Genomic DNA, 21,136 nt, shown 5'->3' on the forward strand with positions numbered 1-21,136 from the left:
TCTTCAGTTCTCGGGAACGGCAACGGGTGTCAGATGTGCGCGCGGTCTGGCACTTCAAGGGCAAGGAGGAGCGCGACGATGCCGAGTAAAACTCCCGTGGTGCGCCGCTGCCAGATCGCCCATTGGGGGCGAGGGGCGAGGAAGCTGGCGAGAGACCCCGCAGCGACCACGATGAGCGCATTCACGGTAAGGCTGACGACGATCTGAAGCAGTCCGAGCGTGACGCCCTGCACGATGGGGTGACCGCGCTGAGGATCGATGAAGTGCGGGATGACGGTCAGGTACATGATCGCGACTTTTGGGTTGAGCAGGTTGGTGACCAGCCCCATCCGGAAGAGACGACTGGTGCTATCACGGGGCAGGTCACGGATCTCGAAGACACCTCGCCCGTCGGGACGCAGCGCTTGCCAGGCCAAATAGGCAAGGTAGGCGACGCCTGCAGTCTTGAGCCCAATAAACAGCCACGGAACGGCCACGAATACAACAGCCAGGCCGAGGTTGGCCATCAGCATGTACACAACGAATCCCAAACCCGTCCCCGCCAAGGAGACCAGGCCGGCACGGCGACCTTGACTAATACTGCGTGACGCGAGGTAGATCATGTTCGGACCCGGGGTGAGAACCATCGTCAAGGCGGTGAGAATCATGGCGACGGCTGCCATCGCCGAGATGGGTGGAATCAAGGAGGTAGGAGGCACGCTCCCACCATGATGTAATACCTTTATGCATCTCAACCCTTACGGGGAGTACGCGGTCCTCCTCGCACAGTCACTCGCGAACGACTGGCCCGGCGACCGGACACGGGTCATCGAACGAACTCGAGAATTTGGCATGACGATGCCCTTCCCTGAACGGCCGGACGATTACACCCGCTGCCGTGTGGTGCTGGACGGCTGGTTGACAGTCGTCGACGCTGCGACGCCGGAGGATCGGGCGGCCATTCTTAACGAGCACATGGCCAGCGCTTCGGCCTACCCGCGCTTGACCGACCACAACGGCGAGGGTTGGCACCTGCACTACCGCGACGTCGATAACGACCTTCAGCGCGTCCTGCGAGCTGTCTTCATGGTCGGCACCGCTCTTCACTTGACCACTCGAGGCATGTCGCGCCTCGGGCGTTGCGCCGCGGAGCCGTGCACGAACGTCGTCGTAGACGTGTCCCGCAATGGCACCCAGCGGTACTGCTCACCTCGGTGCGGCAGCAGGGATGCCGTTAGGCGCCACCGAGCCCGACTGCAACGCTCCTGATCTGGCTGACCGGTCCCCTTTCTAACTAACGTGTCCGGTCAGCACACCTAGGGGAGGCACGTCGTCAGTCCGCCGAGGCGTAGACGCGCAGGCCTCGCGGCACGATCCGCACCGTGGCCTCGTCGAATCCACCGTTCCCCTCGCGCGCGTCCGGGTCGAACCGTTCGGTCTCGCCGTCGTGCGCCCATTCGGGATCCGCTCCGCGGGCGCGGCGCGTGCCCACCGTCATCTCGGGGGTCGAGAACGCCTCGACGACAGGTGTCCGCCACCCTGGCACGCGACGAAGGAGCGGAGTCGCGGTGCGGCCGAGGACGAGCGCGAACGCCCCGCGAGTGCGCGGTGTCCTGCCGGAGTGCAGGATCCGCACGTCGAGGCGTCCGTCGTCGAGGCGACGGCGCGCGAGCGGAGTCGCGGTCTCAGGGTGACCGCGGTTCACCCCCACGAAGTACGACCAGACACGATCGGTCCGTCCCTCGCGGCGCAGCTCGAACGGGTCGGTCCGACGCACGACCGTCAGGGCGGCGATCACCGCCGCCAACGGCTTGCCGATCCGTTTCTCGCGCTTCTCGCGCGCCGCGACGAACTCGGGGTACACACCGATCGACACCGTGTTGAGCACGGTGATCGGCTCGCCTCCCACCGTGACGACCTCGGCGACGTCCACATCCCGACGCTCGCCGACCGACGCTGCGTGGAGTGCGTCCTCGACGGTGAGCAGCCCGAGCGCCTTGGCGAAGTGGTTCATCGTTCCTCCCGGCAGAACGAGAAGGGTCATCCCCTCCGCGCGTGCGAGCGCCGCGCCGACCGCCACGGTGCCGTCGCCGCCGTAGACGCCCAGCACCGTCGACGTGCTGGAGCGCGAGCGGACGACCTCGGCCAGCTCCTCCCCTTCGGCGAGGCGGTGAACGTGCGCCCGGGGATACCGGGCGCGCAGGAGCGGCTCCGGGTCGGGCCGGTGCGAGTCACGCCCCGCGTGGGGATTGAGCACGACGAGCAGCTCCGAGCCGTCGCCGAGCGGACGGCGATCCACAGGCGGTAGAGCAGCTCGCTCGGAGACGGGGATGCGCCGGGGATGCGCCGGCAGCGCGACCCGCCCGACCACGGCGACAGCCGCTCCGAGCGCGGCGCCACCGACGACGTCCGAGAGCCAGTGCACGCCCGTGTGCAGCCGCGAGAAGGCGACCGCGGCGGCAAGAGGCGCGAGGGCTGCGCCGGCGCGAGGCGACTCGAGTGCCACTCCGGTCGCGAAGGCGGCGGCGCTCGCCGCGTGACCGGAGGGGAAGGAGGGCGAGGTGGGGAGGTGGGCGAGACGGCGACCGATGGGCACGTCGACGACGAGCGGACGAACTCCTCCGAACAGCTGCTTCCCCACGAGGTTCGCCGCCGCGCTGGCGATGGCGAGGGACGCCGTGCCCCGCACCGCCTCCCGCGGACGCCCCGCGAGGACCAGCAGGACACCGAGCCCCATCCAGAGCACACCGTGGTCGGCGGCCCGCGACAGCGAGACGAGCGCGCCGTCGACGAGCGTGGAGGGGTGTCGCGCGTTCAGCCTCCGCGCCACCCGGGCATCGGCGCGGCGCACGACCCGGGGAACCACGAAGAAGCGGCGGAGCAGAACGATCGGGGGTCGGTTTCCGCGCAGCAGCATGCACCCCAGCGTAGGAGGCGGCACCTGGGACGGGTGCGCCGCTCTAGACCTCGCCGAACCCCGACTCGACCAGCTTGGCGAGGCGCTCGACCGCCTCCTCGGCCTGCGGGCCCGTCGCCGACAGGACGACGTCATCACCGCGATCCAGCCCCAGGGACATCACTCCGAGGAGACTGGTCGCGTCCTTGCCATTCGCATCGATCCGTGCGTCGAAGGTCGTCGCGAGAGTGACGAAGTCGGCCGCAGGCCGGGCATGCAGCCCGTTCGGATTCACGAGGGTCGCCGTGCGCCGAACGGCCGGTCCGCGGACGGGCGCCGACACGTCCTGGGCCTTTGCGGAGGCGCCGCGCGCCGATTCGGCAGCGGACACCACCTCGTCGAGCCCCGCTCCCGTCCCGGCCGTCACCGCCGCGGCGACCGCGCCCTCGACGAGGGGGGCGTCGACGAGGCGCACGCGCTCGCGCGCCGCCTCCTCGAGGAACTCGATCGCCGTCTCGGCTGTCATGATCGCGGAGCCGAGATCGCAGAGGACGACGACGCCCTCGCCCGAGTCGGCCTCCGCCAACGCCGCGCTGATGCGGTCGAAGCTCGTGCCGATCCCCCCGTCGTCCGTTCCTCCCGCCGCCACCAGAGTGACCGAGGCGGCCATCTGTTCGGCCAGTTCGACGAGTCCCTCCGCGAGCCGCGCGCTGTGCGAGACGAAGACGAGCCCGACGCTCACGCGCCCGCCTCGGTCGCCGCGCGGAGCATCAACACGGTCGAGACGCTCCCGGGATCGCGGTGTCCGATCGCCCGTTCCCCGAGGTAGCTGGCCCGTCCTTTCCGAGCGACGAGGGGATCCGTCGACGCCGCTCCAGACTGGGCCGCCTCGGCCGCAGCCTCGAGGACCTCGCGCGGCGACGCTCCGCGCTCGGCGGCGGAGGCAGCGGCCTCGACCGCGGGGCTCCACGCGTCGACCATGGTCTTGTCGCCGACCTCGGCCTTTCCTCTCAGGACGATGCCGTCGCGAGCGGCCGTCAGGAGCGCCACCACGTCCTCGCTCGCGAGCGACTCCCTGCCCGCGATCGCCGCCGACGCCCTGAGGAAGGCGGTGCCGAACAGCGGCCCGGAGGCTCCGCCGACCGTCGAGATGAGGGTCGTCGCGACCATCTTCAGAACGTCGGACGGGGCGCCCGCCGGTGCCCCGTCGAGCGTGGCGAGGACCGCCTGGAACCCCCGGTCCATGTTCTCGCCGTGGTCGCCGTCTCCGATCGCCCGGTCGAGAGTGATGAGCTCGACCCGGTGCTCGGAGAAGGCCGCGGCAGCCGCGCGGATCCACGCGGCCGCCCATTCGCCGTCGAGCGTCTGCTCCCGTGCGTCCTGCATGATCGTCCTCTCCTGTCCGGCCGCTCGCGCCACCGTGGTCTGCGTCGTCCTGTCGCCGTCCGAGGCGATCAGCGTCCCCACCTCAGCGCGGCCGTCTGCACCGGCGCGTCCCAGAGCTCGGTGAGCGCATCGTCGAGCCTGAGCACAGAAAGCGAGAAGCCCTGCATCTCGAGCGAGGTCGTGTAGTTGCCGACCAGACTGCGCGTGACCGTGATGCCCTTCTCTGCCAAGGCTTCCGCGGCGCGGCGATAGGCGATGTAGAGCTCGATCTGCGGAGTGCCACCCATACCGTTTATGAAGAGCAGCACCCGGTCTCCGGAGGCGAACGGCAGGTCCTCGAGAATCGGCGCGAGGATGCGGTCCACGATCCGGTCGGCCGGCTCGAGAGGGATCTTCTCGCGTCCGGGCTCGCCGTGGATCCCGATCCCGATCTCGATCTCGTCCTCGCCCAGCTCGAAGCTCGGCTCGCCCGCGTGCGGGACGATGCACGGGGTGAGGGCGACCCCCATCGAGCGCACCTGGCCGTTGACGATCGAGGCGACGGCCGCCACCTCGTCGAGGGAGTCGCCGCGCTCGGCGGCAGCGCCCGCGATCTTCTCGACGAGCACCGTGCCCGCGACACCTCGACGACCGGCCGTGTACAGGGAGTCCTTGACGGCCACGTCGTCGTCGATCACCACGGACCGCACCTCGATGCCCTCGGCGGCCGCGAGCTCGGCGGCCGTCTCGAAGTTGAGGACGTCTCCCGTGTAGTTCTTCACGAGGTGCAGCACACCGGCGCCGGCGTGCACGGCCTGCGTGGCGGCGACGATCGGATCGGGAGTCGGCGAAGTGAACACGGGGCCGGGTACGGCCGCGTCGAGCATCCCGAAGCCCACGAAACCGGCGTGCAGGGGCTCGTGCCCGCTGCCTCCGCCGCTGACGATGCCGACCTTGCCGGCGCGCGGAACGCCCGCGCGCACCACGAACAACGGATCCTTCTCGACTCGGACCAGATCGGCGTGCGCGAGGCCGAACCCGGCCACCGACTCCGCGACGACGTTCTTCGGGTCGTTGATGAGCTTCTTCATCGAGGTCTCCTCCGGGTCGGACCACTGCGCGGGTGCCCCTCGCCTGCCGGGCCGGGGCCGACAGGCCCTCGGCGGATCCGGCCCGGATGTTCGGGTCCCGAAGTGGATCGCCGTCCGCACCGTTGCGGACAGCGATGCCACGTTACGCCTTACATCGGCGGGCGAGGCAGGGCCTCAGGCACGATGTCGCGTCGCCTCCGCCCACGCCGAGAGTTTGGCCGTCGCGGCACCGGAGTCGACGGCCGCGGCCGCGCGATCGAGTGCGTCGCGGAACCGGTCGAGGATCGCCGTACGGATGAGGTCGGGGTCACGAGCGAGGTCGTAGGCGATGAGCCCAGCCGCCGCATTGAGGAGCACGATGTCGCGCACGGCGCCCTCCTCGCCCGCGAGCACCGCGCGGACGACGCCCGCGTTGTAGTTCGCGTCGCGACCGAGAAGATCGTCGATACTCGCCCGTCGCAGGCCCAGGTCGCGCGGATCGAGGTCGTGCTCGACGACGGACCCGCGGGACACCTCCCAGATGTGGCTGTGCCCCGTCGTGGTGAGCTCGTCGAGCCCATCGTCGCCGCGGAAGACGAGGGCGGTCGCCCCGCGGGTCTGGAACACGCCCACGAAGAGCGGGACGCGGTCGAGGTGCGCGACGCCGACGGCCGACGCCTCCGGCCGCGCCGGGTTGCAGAGCGGGCCGAGGAAGTTGAACACCGTCGGGACACCCAGCTCGCTCCGGACGGCTCCCGCGTGCCGGAAACCGGGATGGAACATCGCAGCGAAGACGAAGCCGATGCCGGTGGAGCGGAACACCTCCGCCACCCTCTCGGGCGAGATGCTGAGATCCACGCCCAGGGCCGCGAGCACGTCCGAGGAGCCGGACGACGAGGACGCCGCCTTGTTGCCGTGCTTGATGACGGGGGTCCCGGCCGCGGCGGCGATGATCGCCGCCGTCGACGAGATGTTCACCGTCCCGAAGCGATCCCCGCCGGTCCCCACGATGTCCAGGGCCATCGGATCCACGTCCAAGGGCAGCGCATGCTCGAGGATCGCGTCGCGGAACCCCACGATCTCGTCGACCGTCTCGCCCTTGGCGCGGAGCGCGATCAGCATTCCCGCGAGCTGCGCGGGAGTCGCCTCCCCGCGCATCACCTGCTCCATCGCCCAGGTCGCCTGGAAGACGCTGAGATCGGAGGACTCCAAGAGAGTGCTGAGAAGGGACGGCCAGGACAGGGTTTCCGACATGGCTCTCAGATTATGTGACGAGGATCGCCGCGCGGGAAGTGCGAGTCGCCCTCCGGGCATCGGCCATAATGGTCTGTGTGACGAGCACTTCTCTCTCCCCCACGGCCAGCGCGCCCGTAGTGAACCGACCCAACCCGGTCGCGGTCGGAACGATCGTCTGGCTGGGCAGCGAGGTCATGTTCTTCGCCGGCCTGTTCGCGATCTACTTCACCCTTCGCAGCACCTCTCCGGAGCTGTGGTCGGCCGAGACCAGCATCCTCAACGTGCCCTACGCGAGCGTGAACACGGTGATCCTGGTCGCGTCGTCGTTCACGTGCCAGTTCGGGGTGTTCGCCGCCGAGCGCCTTCAGCCGCGTGCCACGGGCCTCAGCCCCATGAAGTGGGGCATGGTCGAGTGGTTCTTCCTCACCTACGCCCTGGGCGCGATCTTCGTGTCGGGCCAGGTCTTCGAGTACGCGACCCTCGTCTCCGAGGGCGTGAGCCTCTCGAGCAACGCCTACGGCTCGGCCTTCTACCTCACGACCGGCTTCCACGCTCTGCACGTGACCGGCGGCCTCATCGCCTTCCTCCTCGTCATCGGCCGTGGCTTCGCCGTCAAGAACTTCGGCCACAAAGAGGCGACCAGCGCGATCGTCGTGTCCTACTACTGGCACTTCGTCGATGTGGTCTGGGTCGGCCTGTTCTTCGTCATCTACTTCCTGAAGTGACGCGCGCACCGATGAATCGCCAGTCCCCCGAACCCCGCAGGAAGGTTGCCTCGATGGCCTCCCCGAAGTCGAAGAGCCGTGTCAAGAAGGGTCGTCGTCACCCCCTCGCCACGCTGGCCCTGATCGCGATCGGCCTGGGCCTCACCGGCGGCGCCTACGCGGCCGTCGGAGTCGCCACCTCTGCCTCCGCCGAGACCTCGGCGACGAGCCAGCAGACCATCGAGGAGGGCTCCAAGCTCTTCGCGGCGAACTGCGCCACCTGCCACGGGCTCTCGGCCACCGGCACCGGCAGCGCGCCGTCGCTGGTCGGCGTCGGAGCGGCCTCCGTCGACTTCCAGGTCGGCACAGGCCGCATGCCGATGCAGATGCAGGGCCCTCAGGCTCTCGAGAAGCCGGTCCAGTTCACCGACGACCAGATCGCGGCGCTCGCGGCCTACGTCGCCTCTCTGGCCCCCGGCCCGGCGATCCCCGAGGGCCAGGTCCTCGACGGACAGGGCGACACCGCGAAGGGCGCGGAGCTCTTCCGCATCAACTGCGCGATGTGCCACAACGTCGCAGGCGCCGGCGGCGCGCTCACCGAGGGCAAGTTCGCTCCCCCTCTGGGTGGCGTCACCCCCGCGCACATCTACGAGGCGATGGTCACCGGACCGCAGAACATGCCGGTCTTCAACGACCTCAACATCTCCCCTGAGGACAAGCGCGACATCATCTCGTACCTCAAGTACATCGATGCCAACCCGTCTCCCGGCGGATTCGCGCTCGGTTCTCTCGGACCGGTCGCGGAGGGCCTCTTCCTCTGGATCTTCGGGCTCGGCGCGATCGTCGCCCTGACGGTGTGGATCACCGCGCGATCCAACTGACTTCCTCAGCGCCCTGATCGGCGCGACTTCCCTTCGGCACCGAACGGCGCCCGCACGGCGTGAAAAGGAGAACCATGGCAGAGCACGATGAGGGTGGCAGCGACCTCGCCACCTCGTCGGCCACCGGGCACGGGACGGCTTCGGCCGGCACCGCGGTCGTGACGCGGGACCGCGTCCAAGACCCGGGCCTCCCGCCGCACCGCCCCCGGATGACCGACCTCGACCCCAAGGTCGAGAAGCGTGCCGAGCGCACGGTGTACACGCTCTTCTACCTCTCCTTCGCGGGCTCGATCTTCGCCGTGGCCGCCTACATGGCGTTCCCCATCACCGACGACATCTCCTCCGTTCGCATGAACACGCTGTTCATCGGACTCGGCATGTCGCTCGCGCTCCTCGCTCTCGGCATCGCGGCGGTGCACTGGGGCAAGCAGCTGATGTCTGATCACGAGGGCATCGACATCCGCCACCCCGTCCGTAGCGCAGAGCCCACCCGCGCCCGTGCGATCGAGATCTTCGACCAGGCCGACAAGGAGTCCGGCTTCGGCCGTCGCTCGCTCGTCAGGAACAGCCTGATCGCCTCCCTCGTGGTGTTCCCGCTCCCCGCGGTCATCCTGTTCCGCGGTCTCGGGCCGCAGGACGAGAACCCGGTCGCGCTCCTCAAGACGACCCTGTGGAAGGAGGGCACCCGGCTCACGCTCGACCCCTCCGGCGCGCCGATCCTGGCGTCAGACGTCACTCTCGGGTCGGCCTTCCACGTGATCCCGGAGGGACTGCTCGAGGCGGAGGGCATGCTCGAGGAGAAGGCCAAGGCGGCCGTCCTCCTCATGCGTCTGAAGCCGGAAGACCTCATCGTCAGTGAGGGTCGCGAGACCTGGAACTACGACGGAATCGTCGCCTACTCCAAGATCTGCACGCACGTCGGCTGCCCCGTGGCACTGTACGAGCAGCAGACCCACCACCTGCTGTGCCCGTGCCACCAGTCGCAGTTCGACATCACGCGCGAGGCCGCCGTCATCTTCGGCCCGGCGAAGCGTCCGCTTCCGCAGCTCCCCATCACCGTCGACGCCGATGGCTACCTGGTCGCCCGCAGCGACTTCACGGAGCCCGTCGGGCCGTCCTTCTGGGAGCGATGAGACATGTCCACCACCACACCCTCCCATCCCTCCTCGTCCGCCGCTGAATCGGATGACGGGGTCATCCTGGGCACCGGAAAGATCCAGAAGGGCTTCGTCGGGGCGGCTTCGAACTACATCGATGAGCGCACGAGCATCTCGGCGGTCGTCAAGGAGTTCGGTCGTAAGATCTTCCCCGATCACTGGTCGTTCCTGCTCGGCGAGGTTGCTCTTTACAGTTTCGTCATCATCCTCCTGTCGGGCACCTTCCTGACCTTCTTCTTCCAGGCCTCGATGGTCGAGACGCACTACGAGGGCAACTACCTGCCACTCAAGGGCATCGAGATGTCGGCGGCGATGAACTCCGCGCTCGACATCTCGTTCGACATCCGCGGCGGTCTGCTGATGCGCCAGATCCACCACTGGGCGGCCCTGCTGTTCGTGGCGTCCATCGGCCTCCACATGCTCCGCATCTTCTTCACCGGAGCCTTCCGCAAGCCGCGCGAGCTCAACTGGGTCATTGGCTTCGTGCTCTTCATCCTCGCGATGGCCGAGGGATTCACGGGCTACTCCCTCCCCGACGATCTCCTTTCCGGAAACGGTCTGCGGATCATCGACGGAATGGTCAAGGGCATCCCCCTGGTGGGCACGTGGATCTCGTTCCTCGTCTTCGGCGGAGAGTTCCCGGGCACCGACATAGTCGGACGCCTCTACACCCTGCACATCCTGCTCCTGCCTGCACTGGTGCTCGCGTTCATCGCGCTCCACCTCGTGTTCGTGGTCGTGCACAAGCACACACAGTTCCCGGGAGCAGGCAAGACCGAGCAGAACGTGGTCGGTTACCCCGTGCTCCCCGTCTACGCGGCCAAGGCCGGCGGATTCTTCTTCATCGTCTTCGGCGTCGTGGTCCTCATCGCCTCGCTCTTCACGATCAACCCGATCTGGAACTACGGCCCGTACGACCCTTCCCCCGTCTCGGCGGGTACGCAGCCCGACTGGTACATCGGCTTCGCCGATGGTGCGCTACGCCTGATCCCGCCGGGACTCGAGTGGGCCATCCCCGGTGTCGGGACTCTGTCCTTCAACATCCTGATCCCGCTCGTCGGCCTCGGATTGTTCATCGCCGTGGTCCTCCTCTACCCGTTCCTCGAGGCGTGGATCACGGGCGACAAGCGGGAGCACCACCTGCTCGACCGCCCGCGGAACGCGGCAACCCGGACCTCCATCGGTGCGGCGGGAGTCACCTTCTACGCGGGTCTGTGGGCGGCGGCATCGTCGGACATCATCGCGACCCACTTCCACCTCACGATGGAGGGCGTCATCCACGCCCTGCAGTTCGTGGTCATCGTCGGTCCGTTCATCGCCTACTTCATCACCAAGCGCATTTGTCTCGCGCTGCAGAAGAAGGACCGGGAGATCGCCCTTCACGGTTTCGAGTCCGGACGCATCGTCCGCCTCCCCGGCGGCGAGTTCATCGAGGTGCACCAGCAGCTTGACGAGTACGAGCGCTGGAAGCTGGTCAGCCAGGACGAGTACGAGCCGCTGATGATCCGCCCGGATTCGCGCGGTCGGATCACCGCCCCGCAGCGCGTCCGTGCCGGCCTCTCGCGCTGGTTCTTCGAGGACCGCATCACCCCCGTCACACAGAAGGAGCTCGAGAGCTCGCACAGCGAGCACTGACTCCTCCCTTCGAAGGGCCCGGACGCGACTTGTCGTCCGGGCCCTTCGGCATGTGTCCGTCCCTCCGGAGTCGTGCCTCGGTCACCTCGCCACTCTCGCCGATGCCGCCCGCACTCAAAGGCGCGCAGAAGAACGCCAGCCAGGTCTCATCGGTGACGGCGCACCCCTTTGAGGACCCGGTCCACCTGGTTCTTGGCGCCGTGAACGGCCACGCCGACGAGGTCGAGGTCGTCACCCGCCGCTGCCGCCACAATCTCGCGGTTCGCCGCGTCGTGCCCGGTGGCGAACATCCCCGCATCGAAGACGGCGATGTCGAGTTCCCGAGCGACGGCCCGGGATCGGACACCTCGCAAGTCCTCTCGGTCGCCTTCGAGGACCATGATGGGCTGTCCGAGCAGCGGCCGGTACACCGTACCGTCCGCGTCGACGTACGGGGCGCCGGCAAGGCGGGGGTCGGCGGCCACGCCGCTCGCAAGGAACGCGGCGACATTGGCCACCTGCCACGGCTCGAGATCGTCGCGCAGGACGAGAGCTACACGGGTCGGGAATCGGACGGGTTCATCGGTCATGACCTGATGATCGCGTGACGATGACACTGATGTCTTGTACGTTCCTCGCATGACGGACGCGACCTCCCTCCGCGCGTGGCACCCCTCGGTACCGGGGGTGCGTGAGGTCCTCCACGCCCGGATGACCGATCATGCCTACCCGGCTCACGCGCATGCCGACTGGGCCCTCATGCTCGTCGACGTCGGTGCGGTCGTCTACGACCTCGGAGGCAGAGAGCGGATCGCCGACTCCTCGACGGCGACGCTGCTGCCGCCCGGCGTCGCCCATGACGGCCGCGCTGCGCCCGGAAGCGACGGGTTCCAGAAGCGGGTCGCCTACCTCGACGCGACGTGGGCGCCCGAAGATCTCGCTGGCTCCCTCGTCGACCGGCCAGGCCGCTCCGATCTGCTCACCGCGACCCGGCGCGCACACCGGGCCCTGGCCACGGCCGGTGAGGAGCTCGCCGCCGAGACCGCGCTGCTCACCCTGGCCGAAAGCATCATCGCCGGATCGAAGACCGCCGCCCCGCCCGCGGGCAGCGCAGTCCTCGCGAGTCGTCTGCGCGACCTGATCGAGAGCGAAATCGTCCGGGGAGTCACGCTCGCCGAGGCGGCGCGGCTCCTCGGGGCACATCCTGGGCACCTCTCGCGGTCGTTCTCCTCGACCTACGGTCTGCCGCCCCACCGCTATCTCACCAGCCGGCGCGTCGACCTCGCACGACGGCTCCTGCTGAGCGGCTCCCGACCGGCAGCCGTGGCGATCGCCGCCGGCTTCTACGATCAGGCACACTTCACCCGACACTTCCGGCAGGTGATGGGAACCACTCCGAGTTCTTTCGCCACCTCCGCGACTCGCTGACCGCAGGCGATGTCGCGTCCCGGGCCGAGCCCCTGGCCCGAACGAAGCCGTTCACTTCGGGGCGGCAAAGCAGAAGAACCGGGTGTGCGGGGAACGAACCCCGCACACCCGGTCCTGAGCCGGAGGCGACGCCTCAGCGGGCGAAATACCCGCGATAGTACTCGTACACCCAGCCGGCGATCGCGACGAGGAAGATGCCGACGGCGATGTAGGTGATCCAGAAGCCGACCGCGAGGCCCAGGAATGCGAGGGCCGCGGAGCCGCCGAGGATCAGCGGCCACCAGCTCCACGGGCTGAAGAAGCCCAGCTCGGGGTCTCCGTCGTCGATATCGGCGTCGAGGCGATCCTCGGGGAGCTCAGCGCCCTGCGCCTTGTGCACGCGTCCCACGTAGAACGCGATGAACGCGCCGAGCACCGAGGAGAGGAAGATCGCCACGGCGCCGACCCACTCCACCCGGCCGGTGTCGATGAGCGACCAGACGACGTAGGTGCCGTCGGCGACGAGGAAGAACGCAGCGAGGAGCCAGAACAGATTGACGTTGGCGCGCATGGCCCTACTTCACCGTGCCTTCGGACTTGTCGTACGTGGGGGCGTCCGGAGCATCCTTCGCCGGGCCGATGCCGACGGGGATGCCGGCCTCGGGGTGGTTGAGGTCGAAGGCCGGAGCCTCGCTACGGATGCGCGGGATGGACGTGAAGTTGTGGCGGGGAGGAGGGCAGGACGTCGCCCATTCCAGCGAGCGGGAGAAGCCCCACGGATCGTTCACCGTGACGCGCGGCGCCTTGCGGGCCGTGATGTACACGTTGAGGAAGAACGGGATGAGCGAGACCGCGAGGATCATCGCGCCGATCGTCGAAAGCTGGTTCATCCAGGTGAAGCCGTCGCCCGGGAGGTAGCTCGCGTAGCGGCGGGGCATACCCACGACTCCGAGCCAGTGCTGGATGAGGAACGTCGTGTGGAAACCGATGAAGAGCAGCCAGAAGTGCCACTTTCCGAGGGTCTCGTTGAGCATCTTGCCGGTCCACTTGGGCCACCAGAAGTAGAAGCCCGAGAACATCGCGAAGACGACGGTGCCGAAGACGACGTAATGGAAGTGAGCCACGACGAAGTAGGTGTCGGACACGTGGAAGTCGAGCGGCGGGGACGCAAGGATGACGCCGGTGAGACCACCGAAGGTGAAGGTGATGAGGAAGCCGATCGCCCAGATCATCGGGGTCTCGAACGTCACCGAGCCGCGCCACATCGTTCCGATCCAGTTGAAGATCTTCACACCGGTGGGGACCGCGATGAGCATCGTCATCAGAGAGAAGAACGGCAGCAGCACCGAGCCCGTGACGTACATGTGGTGCGCCCACACCGTGACGGAAAGCGCTGCGATCGAGATCGTCGCGTAGATGAGGGTCTTGTAGCCGAAGATCGGCTTGCGGCTGAACACCGGGAACACCTCGGACACGATGCCGAAGAACGGCAGCGCGATGATGTACACCTCGGGGTGCCCGAAGAACCAGAACAGGTGCTGCCAGAGCAGCACGCCACCGTTCGCCGCGTCGTAGACGTGGGCGTCGAACACTCTGTCGGCTCCCAGGGCGAACATCGCCGCCGCGAGGACGGGGAACGCGAGGAGCACGAGGATCGACGTCACGAGAATGTTCCACGTGAAGATCGGCATACGGAACATCGTCATGCCCGGTGCCCGCATGGTGATGATCGTCGTGATGAAGTTCACCGCGCCGAGGATGGTCCCGAAGCCCGAGAGCGCGAGGCCGAACACCCAGAGGTTGCCTCCCAAGCCCGGCGAGAACGTCGTGCTCGACAGCGGCGCGTAGGCGAACCATCCGAACGAGGCCGCGCCCTGAGGCGTGACGAAGCCGGCGACCGCGATGAGCGAGCCGAAGCTGTACAGCCAGTAGGCGAAGGCGTTCAGTCGCGGGAAGGCGACGTCGGGGGCTCCGATCTGCAGCGGCATGAGCACGTTGGCGAAACCGGCGAACAGCGGCGTCGCGAACATCAGCAGCATGATCGTGCCGTGCATCGTGAAGAGCTGGTTGTACTGCTCGCGAGTCTCGACGACGGCGAGGCCGGGCTCGAAGAGCTGTGCGCGGATGACGAGGGCCATCACCCCGGCGATGCAGAAGTAGAGGAACGAGGTGATCAGATACATGTACCCGATGACCTTGTGGTCGGTCGACGTCATCCAGCGGACGAGGACGTTCGCCTTGCGCTGGACCGGTGGGGTCCCACCGAACGCTCGCGTCGGTGCGGGTGCCGTAGCGGTGCTCATGCTCCCTTACTCCTGGTTCTCGCTGCGGGCCGGCGCGCCGGTGCCGGGCAGGTTCTGGTTGCGGTCGAACTCGGCGCCGAGCTGGCCGGTCTGGCCGGCGTCGCGCAGGGACTGGATGTAGTCGTCGTACTCGGACTGCGAGACGACCTTGACGTTGAAGAGCATCGCGGAGTGGTACTCGCCGCAGAGCTCGGCGCACTTGCCGGAGTAGGTCCCCTCCTTGAGGGGCGTGACGTACATGTAGTTCGTCTTGCCGGGGATCATGTCCTTCTTGTAAAGGAAGTCGATGACCCAGAAGGAGTGGATCACGTCGCGAGAATCGAGCTGGATCGTGATCTTCTTGCCGACCGGCAGGTAGAGGGTGGGGACCTGAGACTCGACGAGGGCGCCGTTGGCGTCCTTGCCCTGCTCGTACTGGCCCTGGATGCCGGCCGAGTAGACGTTCTCGTCGACGTAGTTGAAGTCCCACGCCCACTGCTTGCCGTACACCTGGATGGTCTCGTCCGGATTGGCGTAGGGCTGCTCGATAGCGGCCTGATCGCGCGCGGTGAAGGCGAAGAATCCGATCACGAGGATCAGCGGGACGATCGTGTAGAAGATCTCGATCGGCATGTTGTAGCGCAGCTGGACGGGAAGGCCCGTCTGACCCTTGCGACGTCGGTAGACGACGACGGCCCAGATCGTGAGACCCCAGGTGATGACGCCCACCGCGAGCAGGACGATCCAGGAGGTGACCCACAGTCCGATGACGCGGTCGACATGGTTCGTCGTCCCCGGCTCGGTGGGGAGCCAGCCCTGGAGCTGCTCCTGGGTGCAGCCCGCGAGGACGAGGGCGAGGGCTCCTGCGACGGGCACAGCGACCCATCTGCGGATTCGGCGATTGAAGCGCACCGGTGACCTTTCGGAAGACTGGGGACCAGTTCACACGAAACTGTATTAGACCGGCTCTAGCCTACCCTTCCCCTCCGGGCGCCCCGTGCACCCGCGCCCGCCGGTGACCGCCCGACCTCGAGGTGGTCACGACGAAGAACGGCGCCCGACCCCCGCCGAAGCGGGATGTCGGGCGCCGTCGAGAACGCTCGTGGAGCGGCGTGTCGCGGCGACGAGAAGACCTCGCCGCCGGGCGCCGAACCGATATCAGTGGAAACTGTCGCCGCAGGCGCAACTGCCGCCCGCGTTGGGGTTGTCGATGGTGAAGCCCTGCTTCTGGATGGTGTCCTCGAAGTCGATGGACGCGCCGTCGAGGTAGGGCACGCTCATCTTGTCGACGACGAGGCCGACTCCGTCGAACTCGACAGCCGCATCTCCCTCGAGAGTGCGCTCGTCGAAGTAGAGCTGGTAGATGAGTCCCGAGCAGCCGCCGGGCTGGACGGCGACGCGCAGGCGCAGGTCGTCGCGACCCTCCTGCTCGAGGAGACTCTTTACCTTGGCCGCGGCCGTCGGAGTCATCGAGACGCCGTGCGCCACAGTCGTCTGGTCGGCGGTCAGTGTCGTGTCGGACATGTCACTCCTCGGGGGAACGGGCGGAATCGGACGGTGTGCCCTGAGATTCTACGGCTGCAACGGGGGCGGCTGCCGGGGTATTCCGGATCCGCCTCACTCTCGGTGCCCGGCCGCGCGGAGGAGGAACAGGGCCTCGGTCTGGGCGGCGCGGCGGAACACGCCGAGATGCAGCGACTCGTTCGGACTGTGGGCTCGCGAATCCGGGTCCTCGACTCCCGTCACCAGGATCTGCGCGGACGGGAACTCGCGGACGAGATCGGCGATGAACGGGATGCTGCCGCCCACGCTCGTCTCGAGCGGCTCGCGGCCCCACGCGTCGGCCATCGCGCCCTTCACGAGCTCGACGGCCCACCCGGAGGCGTCCACGAGGAACGGCTCGCCGGCGCTGACGTCGGTGATCTCGAGGTGGGCTCCGAAGGGGGCGTACCGGTGCAGGTGGCTCTGGAGCGCCTCGAAGGCGACGCCCGCCTCCTGCCCAGGAGCGATGCGGGCGCTGATCTTCACTCGCACCGACGGGATGAGCGTGTTCGAGGCGTCCACGACGCTCGGCGCATCGATACCCGTGAGGGTGATGGCCGGCTTCGACCAGGTGCGCGACAGGATCGGACCGGTGCCGATCGGCGAGACACCGTCGAGCAGACCGGAGTCTCGTCGCAGCTGCTCCTCGCTGGTCTCGGGCACGGCTCCGTCGTGCTCCGTCAGGCCTTCGACGGCGACCGAGCCGTCCTCCCGCCAGAGAGTCGAGAGGAGGCGCACCGCGGCGAGCATCGCGTCGGGCACCGCACCGCCGAGCATCCCCGAGTGCGAGGCGTGCTCGAGCGTGCGGACGGTGAGCGTGAAGGTGACGTTGCCACGCAGGCCGACCGTGAGGGCGGGGGTGTCGATGTCCCAGTTGTCGCTGTCGGCGACGACGATCACGTCAGCCCGCAGAGCGTCGTGATGCTCGCGGAGGAAGGTGGGGAAGGAGCGCGAGCCGAACTCCTCCTCTCCCTCGATGAAGAGGACGAGGCCGAGGTCGTGCTCGTCGCCGGCCACCTCGCGTAGCGCGCGGACGGCCGTGAGGTGAGAGACGACTCCGGCCTTGTCGTCGGCCGCGCCGCGCCCGTAGAGGCGGTCTCCGCGCACGGTGGGCTCGAACGGAGGCGTCTCCCAGGCTGACTCCACGCCCTGAGGCTGGACGTCGTGGTGCGCATAGAGAAGGACCGTGGGCGCGCCGTTGCGAGCCGCGCGCGTCGCGAGCACTGCCGGCTGACCGAGGACATCGGAGTCGCCGATCGTCGAGGCGAGGATCGACACCTCCTCGAAGGCGCCCGTCTCGCGAGCGAGCGTCGCGATCGCATCCGCGCTGGCGGCGACGCGCGTCGCATCGAAGCCGTCCCACGAGACCGACGGGATACGCACGAGACGACCGAGCTCCGCCAGCGAGCGCGGGAGGTCGTCGCGGACCGCGGCGAGGACGGCCTGCTCGGCGGAGGAGAGGGAGGACGGCGGAGTCGGAGCGTCGTGAGCCATGGAGGTAATCTTAAGAGACCCCCGATTCCAAGGACGTTCCCCGTGGCCAAGCACCCGACCGCAACAGACACCCCCGACGACGCCGGCCCCGCCGCGTCCGGCAAGGGACGTCCGACGCCGACCCGGCGCGAGCAGGAGCTGGCCCGCAAGCGCCCCCTCGTGGTCAGCGACCGCAAGCAGGCGGCTCGCGATGCGAGGGAGAAGGCGGCCACGGCGCGCGAGCAGGCCCGTATCGGACTGGCCGCCGGCGATCAGCGCTACCTGCCCTTGCGCGACAAGGGCCCTCAGCGCAGGTTCGTGCGCGACTGGGTCGATGCACGCTTCAGCCTCGGCGAGTTCCTCATCCCGGTGATGGTCGTGGTGCTGCTGCTGAGCTTCTTCCCTCAGCCCGAGCTGCAGTACGTCACGCTCATCGTCCTGTGGGCGTTCTTCCTCATCGCCGTGATCGACTGCATCCTGCTCGGCCGCCGTATGCGCCGCAAGCTCGCCGAGCGCTTCGGCGCTGAGCACGTCGAGAAGGGCATCCCGTGGTACGCGGCGATGCGGGCCCTGCAGCTGCGCGTGATGCGCCTCCCGAAGCCGCAGGTGAAGCGCGGCGCGTTCCCCGCCTGATCGACCGGACCGTCGCCGTTCGGACGGCGGCAGACGTGTTACCGTCTCGCGCGCAGGCCTCGGTTGATCGCGCGCGCCCAGAGCGGACCGCGGTAGATGAAGGCCGTGTACCCCTGGACGAGAGTGGCCCCGGCATCCAGGCGCTCCTGCACGTCCCGGGCCGTGTCCACTCCCCCGACCGAGATCACGCAGAAGCCCGCGGGCACGACGGCACGGATGAGGCGCAGGACCGCGAGCGCACGCTCGGCAAGGGGTGCGCCGGAGAGGCCGCCCGCTCCTGCCGCCTCGACGACAGCCCGCTCGGTCCGCAGCCCCTCGCGCGACAGGGTCGTGTTGGTGGCGATGATGCCGTCGAGCCCGAGTCGCACGGCGAGCTGCGCCACCCGGCCCACGTCGTCGTCCGAGAGGTCGGGCGCGATCTTCACGAGCAACGGAGTCGCCTCTGCCGCCTGCTTCACGGCGACGAGTAGCGGCTCAAGCCGGTCGATCTCTTGCAGGCCACGCAGGCCGGGAGTATTGGGCGAGCTCACGTTGACCACGAGGTAGTCGGCGAGCGGCGCAAGCAGGCGAGTGCTGACGAGGTAGTCCTCCGCCGCATCGTCGACGGCGACAACTCGGCTCTTGCCGATGTTCACTCCGATCACGGGACGTCCGCGGGCGCTTCGGAGCCGGGCGAGGCGAGCGGCCGCCGCTTCGGCGCCGCGATTGTTGAAGCCCATGCGGTTGATGACGGCCCGGTCGGGAACCAGACGGAACAGTCTCGGCCGCTCGTTGCCCGGCTGGGGACGCGCCGTCAGGGTGCCGACCTCGACGTGGCCGAAGCCCAGGGCGCCGAGGCCGAGCACCGCCGTCGCGTCCTTGTCGAACCCTGCGGCGACGCCGAACGGAGTCTCGAAGCGCAGGCCGAGCGTCTCGACCGAGAGATCGACGCGAGGCATGGTGATGCGGCGGGCAAACGGCGCGACCGCTCCGAACGCCCGGATGAGCGGGAAGGCCAGGTGGTGGGCCCGCTCGGGGTCGATGCGGCGGAGGACGGTGCGGAAGAGCAGTGGGTACACGCAGGCCTCAGATCTCGTCGGCGCCATGCGGCGCGGCTGCCGGTTCGGCACGCAGAAGGGCGATCGCCGATTCGAAGTCGTCGAGCGAATCGAACGCCTGGTAGACGCTTGCAAAGCGCAGGTACGCGACTTCGTCGAGCTCCCGCAGGGGCGGGAGGATCGCGAGGCCGATGTCGTTGGCGTCGATCTGCGAGGCTCCCGTCGCACGGATGCTCTCCTCGACGCGCTGCGCGAGGACGGCGAGGTCGGAGTCGGTGACGGGTCGGCCCTGGCAAGCCTTGCGCACGCCGCTGACGATCTTCTCTCTGCTGAAGGGCTCGACGACACCGCTGCGCTTGATGACGACGAGGCTCGCGGTCTCCGTGGTCGAGAACCGGCGCCCGCACGAGGGGCACTGCCTGCGGCGGCGGATCGAGAGACCGTCGTCGCTGGTGCGCGAGTCGATCACGCGGGAGTCGGGGTGCCGGCAGAAGGGGCAGAACATCGGGGCCTCTCGAGGTCAGACGAAGCGGGCGTCCACGGCGTCGCCGTGAGCGGGCAGCGCCTCGGCGTCGCTGAGCGCGCGGATGTGCGGTGCCACGCGCTCGAGGGCGGCCCGGTCGTACGCGACCAGTTGCTGGGGGCGGAGGAAGGTGTACGCGCCGAGGCCGGAGGAGAACCGGGCCTGTCCGAGCGTGGGCAGCACGTGGTTCGAGCCCGCCACGTAGTCGCCGAGGCTCACCGGCGAGGTGGGGCCGAGGAAGATGGCGCCCGCATTGTGGATCCGAGCCGCGGTCGCCTCCGGATCGACGGTGTGCAGCTCGAGGTGCTCGGGGCCGTACACGTCGCTGAACGCGCACGCGGTCTCGAGGTCGTCGACGATCACGAGCGCCGATTGCGGGCCATCGAGCGCGACGGCCACGCGCGCGGCGTGGTGGGTGGAGGCGGCCTGCCGGTCGACCTCGCGGCCGACGGCGGCCGCGAGGTCGGCGCTGTCGGTGACGAGCACGGCGGAGGCGGCCTCGTCGTGCTCGGCCTGGCTCACGAGGTCCGCGGCGACGAGGCGCGGGTCGGCGGACTCGTCGGCGATCACGAGGATCTCGGTCGGGCCCGCCTCGGAGTCGATCCCGACCTGACCCAGGACCTGCCTCTTGGCCGTGGTCACCCAGACATTGCCGGGTCCGGTCACGAGACTGACGGGATCGAGGCCGATCGAGTCGACTCCGTAGGCGAGCGCGGCGATGGCGCCAGCGCCTCCGATCGCATACACCTCGTCGACGGCGAGCAGGCCCGCCGCGGCGAGGATCGTCGGGTGCACGGAGCCGCCGAACGCCCTCTGCGGCGGCGAGACGATCGCGATGGAGGTGACTCCCGCGACCTGCGCGGGCACGGCGTTCATGATCACGCTCGAGGGGTAGACGGCCTTGCCGCCGGGCACGTAGAGGCCGGCGCGGGTGACGGGTTGCCAGCGCTGGGTGACGGTGGCCCCGTCGTCGAGGCGGGTGGTCTGCGGAGGCGGCACCTGCGCCGCGCTCGCCCGGCGCACACGCCCGATCGCCTCGTCGAGCGCCCGGCGGATGCTCGGGTCGAGCTGCTCGACGGCCTGGGCGATCTGCTCGGCGGGAACGCGGAGGTGCGGCGGCCGTACACCGTCGAGGCGTTCGGCCTGTTCGAGCAGCGCCTCGGCGCCCCGCTCTCTGACATCGGCGATGAGCCGGGCGACGACCGGCCCGACGTCGGCCGACGTGCCGGGATTGCGCGGCACGAGCGCGAGCAGCTCGACGGCGGAGGGACGACGGCCGCGGAGGTCGAGAGTCTGGATCATGGCCTTCTCAGTCTACCGGCGTCTCTCACCGCCCC

Annotated in this window: 22 protein-coding genes; 7 read left to right on the forward strand and 15 right to left on the reverse strand. The window is 68.7% G+C overall.

Annotated elements, in window-relative coordinates; translation table 11 throughout:
- Positions 1 to 29: 29 nt before the first annotated feature.
- Positions 30 to 662, reverse strand: a complete 633-nt coding sequence (locus ITJ45_RS08100; protein ID WP_228493605.1) for a LysE family translocator — start codon at positions 660 to 662, stop codon at positions 30 to 32.
- A gap of 169 nt (positions 663 to 831) precedes the next feature.
- Between ITJ45_RS08100 and ITJ45_RS08105 the strand changes: the two genes are divergently transcribed.
- Positions 832 to 1,248: a CGNR zinc finger domain-containing protein gene (locus tag ITJ45_RS08105; protein ID WP_323742884.1), complete on the forward strand. Its 417-nt coding sequence runs from the start codon at positions 832 to 834 to the stop codon at positions 1,246 to 1,248.
- A 64-nt stretch (positions 1,249 to 1,312) separates the two neighbouring features.
- On the opposite strand, the gene ITJ45_RS08110 is transcribed toward ITJ45_RS08105, so the two are convergent.
- From ITJ45_RS08110 to trpD, 5 genes are all read right to left on the reverse strand, one after another.
- Complete coding sequence (locus ITJ45_RS08110; RefSeq protein ID WP_194607910.1) at positions 1,313 to 2,896, reverse strand: bifunctional phosphatase PAP2/diacylglycerol kinase family protein; 1,584 nt, start codon at positions 2,894 to 2,896, stop codon at positions 1,313 to 1,315.
- 43 nt (positions 2,897 to 2,939) lie between these two features.
- On the reverse strand, positions 2,940 to 3,617 hold the full coding sequence (gene dhaM / locus ITJ45_RS08115; protein WP_194607909.1) for a dihydroxyacetone kinase phosphoryl donor subunit DhaM: 678 nt from the start codon (positions 3,615 to 3,617) through the stop codon (positions 2,940 to 2,942).
- Positions 3,614 to 4,261, reverse strand: a complete 648-nt coding sequence (gene dhaL, locus ITJ45_RS08120; RefSeq protein WP_194607908.1) for a dihydroxyacetone kinase subunit DhaL — start codon at positions 4,259 to 4,261, stop codon at positions 3,614 to 3,616. Before dhaL ends, dhaM begins: the two co-directional genes overlap by 4 nt.
- 68 nt (positions 4,262 to 4,329) lie before the next feature.
- Positions 4,330 to 5,331: a dihydroxyacetone kinase subunit DhaK gene (gene dhaK, locus ITJ45_RS08125; RefSeq protein WP_194607907.1), complete on the reverse strand. Its 1,002-nt coding sequence runs from the start codon at positions 5,329 to 5,331 to the stop codon at positions 4,330 to 4,332.
- Positions 5,332 to 5,505: 174 nt separating this feature from the next.
- Complete coding sequence (trpD, locus tag ITJ45_RS08130) at positions 5,506 to 6,564, reverse strand: anthranilate phosphoribosyltransferase (RefSeq protein WP_194607906.1); 1,059 nt, start codon at positions 6,562 to 6,564, stop codon at positions 5,506 to 5,508.
- A gap of 68 nt (positions 6,565 to 6,632) precedes the next feature.
- Between trpD and ITJ45_RS08135 the strand changes: the two genes are divergently transcribed.
- From ITJ45_RS08135 to ITJ45_RS08150, 4 genes are all read left to right on the forward strand, one after another.
- Complete coding sequence (locus tag ITJ45_RS08135) at positions 6,633 to 7,271, forward strand: cytochrome c oxidase subunit 3 (RefSeq protein ID WP_194607905.1); 639 nt, start codon at positions 6,633 to 6,635, stop codon at positions 7,269 to 7,271.
- A gap of 53 nt (positions 7,272 to 7,324) precedes the next feature.
- Positions 7,325 to 8,131, forward strand: a complete 807-nt coding sequence (locus ITJ45_RS08140; protein WP_194607904.1) for a c-type cytochrome — start codon at positions 7,325 to 7,327, stop codon at positions 8,129 to 8,131.
- Positions 8,132 to 8,205: 74 nt separating this feature from the next.
- Entirely contained in the window at positions 8,206 to 9,264 is a 1,059-nt protein-coding gene (locus ITJ45_RS08145; protein ID WP_194607903.1) for a ubiquinol-cytochrome c reductase iron-sulfur subunit, read from the forward strand.
- Between the two features lie 3 nt (positions 9,265 to 9,267).
- A complete protein-coding gene (locus tag ITJ45_RS08150; protein ID WP_194607902.1) occupies positions 9,268 to 10,923 on the forward strand; it encodes a cytochrome b in 1,656 nt (551 codons plus the stop codon).
- A 146-nt stretch (positions 10,924 to 11,069) separates the two neighbouring features.
- On the opposite strand, the gene ITJ45_RS08155 is transcribed toward ITJ45_RS08150, so the two are convergent.
- Positions 11,070 to 11,543 carry a DUF2000 domain-containing protein gene (locus tag ITJ45_RS08155; protein ID WP_323744229.1) on the reverse strand — a complete coding sequence of 158 codons (474 nt, stop codon included), beginning with the start codon at positions 11,541 to 11,543 and terminating at the stop codon, positions 11,070 to 11,072.
- Here ITJ45_RS08155 and ITJ45_RS08160 point away from each other — a divergent pair.
- Positions 11,542 to 12,330 (forward strand): helix-turn-helix domain-containing protein, encoded by a 789-nt coding sequence (locus ITJ45_RS08160; protein ID WP_194607900.1) that lies wholly within the window; start codon positions 11,542 to 11,544, stop codon positions 12,328 to 12,330. The two genes, ITJ45_RS08155 and ITJ45_RS08160, sit on opposite strands and share 2 nt — an antisense overlap.
- Positions 12,331 to 12,463: 133 nt before the next feature.
- Here ITJ45_RS08160 and ITJ45_RS08165 read toward each other — a convergent pair whose 3' ends face one another.
- The 5 genes from ITJ45_RS08165 to ITJ45_RS08185 form a co-directional block, all read right to left on the reverse strand.
- Entirely contained in the window at positions 12,464 to 12,880 is a 417-nt protein-coding gene (locus ITJ45_RS08165) for a cytochrome c oxidase subunit 4 (RefSeq protein ID WP_194607899.1), read from the reverse strand.
- 4 nt (positions 12,881 to 12,884) lie between these two features.
- Positions 12,885 to 14,612: a cytochrome c oxidase subunit I gene (gene ctaD / locus ITJ45_RS08170; protein ID WP_194607898.1), complete on the reverse strand. Its 1,728-nt coding sequence runs from the start codon at positions 14,610 to 14,612 to the stop codon at positions 12,885 to 12,887.
- Between the two features lie 6 nt (positions 14,613 to 14,618).
- Positions 14,619 to 15,503, reverse strand: a complete 885-nt coding sequence (gene coxB / locus ITJ45_RS08175) for a cytochrome c oxidase subunit II (protein WP_194607897.1) — start codon at positions 15,501 to 15,503, stop codon at positions 14,619 to 14,621.
- Between the two features lie 246 nt (positions 15,504 to 15,749).
- Positions 15,750 to 16,115 (reverse strand): iron-sulfur cluster insertion protein ErpA, encoded by a 366-nt coding sequence (gene erpA, locus ITJ45_RS08180; protein ID WP_194607896.1) that lies wholly within the window; start codon positions 16,113 to 16,115, stop codon positions 15,750 to 15,752.
- Positions 16,116 to 16,208: 93 nt separating this feature from the next.
- Positions 16,209 to 17,627: a dipeptidase gene (locus ITJ45_RS08185; protein WP_194607895.1), complete on the reverse strand. Its 1,419-nt coding sequence runs from the start codon at positions 17,625 to 17,627 to the stop codon at positions 16,209 to 16,211.
- A gap of 42 nt (positions 17,628 to 17,669) precedes the next feature.
- Here ITJ45_RS08185 and ITJ45_RS08190 point away from each other — a divergent pair, with 42 nt between their 5' ends.
- A complete protein-coding gene (locus tag ITJ45_RS08190; RefSeq protein WP_194607894.1) occupies positions 17,670 to 18,239 on the forward strand; it encodes a DUF3043 domain-containing protein in 570 nt (189 codons plus the stop codon).
- 38 nt (positions 18,240 to 18,277) lie between these two features.
- Here the strand turns inward: ITJ45_RS08190 and ITJ45_RS08195 are convergent, their stop codons facing one another.
- The 3 genes from ITJ45_RS08195 to hisD are packed head-to-tail and all read right to left on the reverse strand — an operon-like array spanning position 18,278 to position 21,101.
- Positions 18,278 to 19,297, reverse strand: coding sequence for a quinone-dependent dihydroorotate dehydrogenase (locus tag ITJ45_RS08195; RefSeq protein ID WP_194607893.1), 1,020 nt, complete (start codon positions 19,295 to 19,297; stop codon positions 18,278 to 18,280).
- Positions 19,298 to 19,304: 7 nt separating this feature from the next.
- Positions 19,305 to 19,781, reverse strand: a complete 477-nt coding sequence (nrdR, locus tag ITJ45_RS08200) for a transcriptional regulator NrdR (RefSeq protein ID WP_194607892.1) — start codon at positions 19,779 to 19,781, stop codon at positions 19,305 to 19,307.
- Positions 19,782 to 19,796: 15 nt separating this feature from the next.
- Positions 19,797 to 21,101: a histidinol dehydrogenase gene (gene hisD, locus ITJ45_RS08205; protein ID WP_194607891.1), complete on the reverse strand. Its 1,305-nt coding sequence runs from the start codon at positions 21,099 to 21,101 to the stop codon at positions 19,797 to 19,799.
- Positions 21,102 to 21,136 lie beyond the last annotated feature (35 nt).

It is taken from the genome of Rathayibacter sp. VKM Ac-2879 (assembly GCF_015351245.1).
In the GTDB taxonomy this organism is placed as follows: domain Bacteria; phylum Actinomycetota; class Actinomycetes; order Actinomycetales; family Microbacteriaceae; genus Rathayibacter.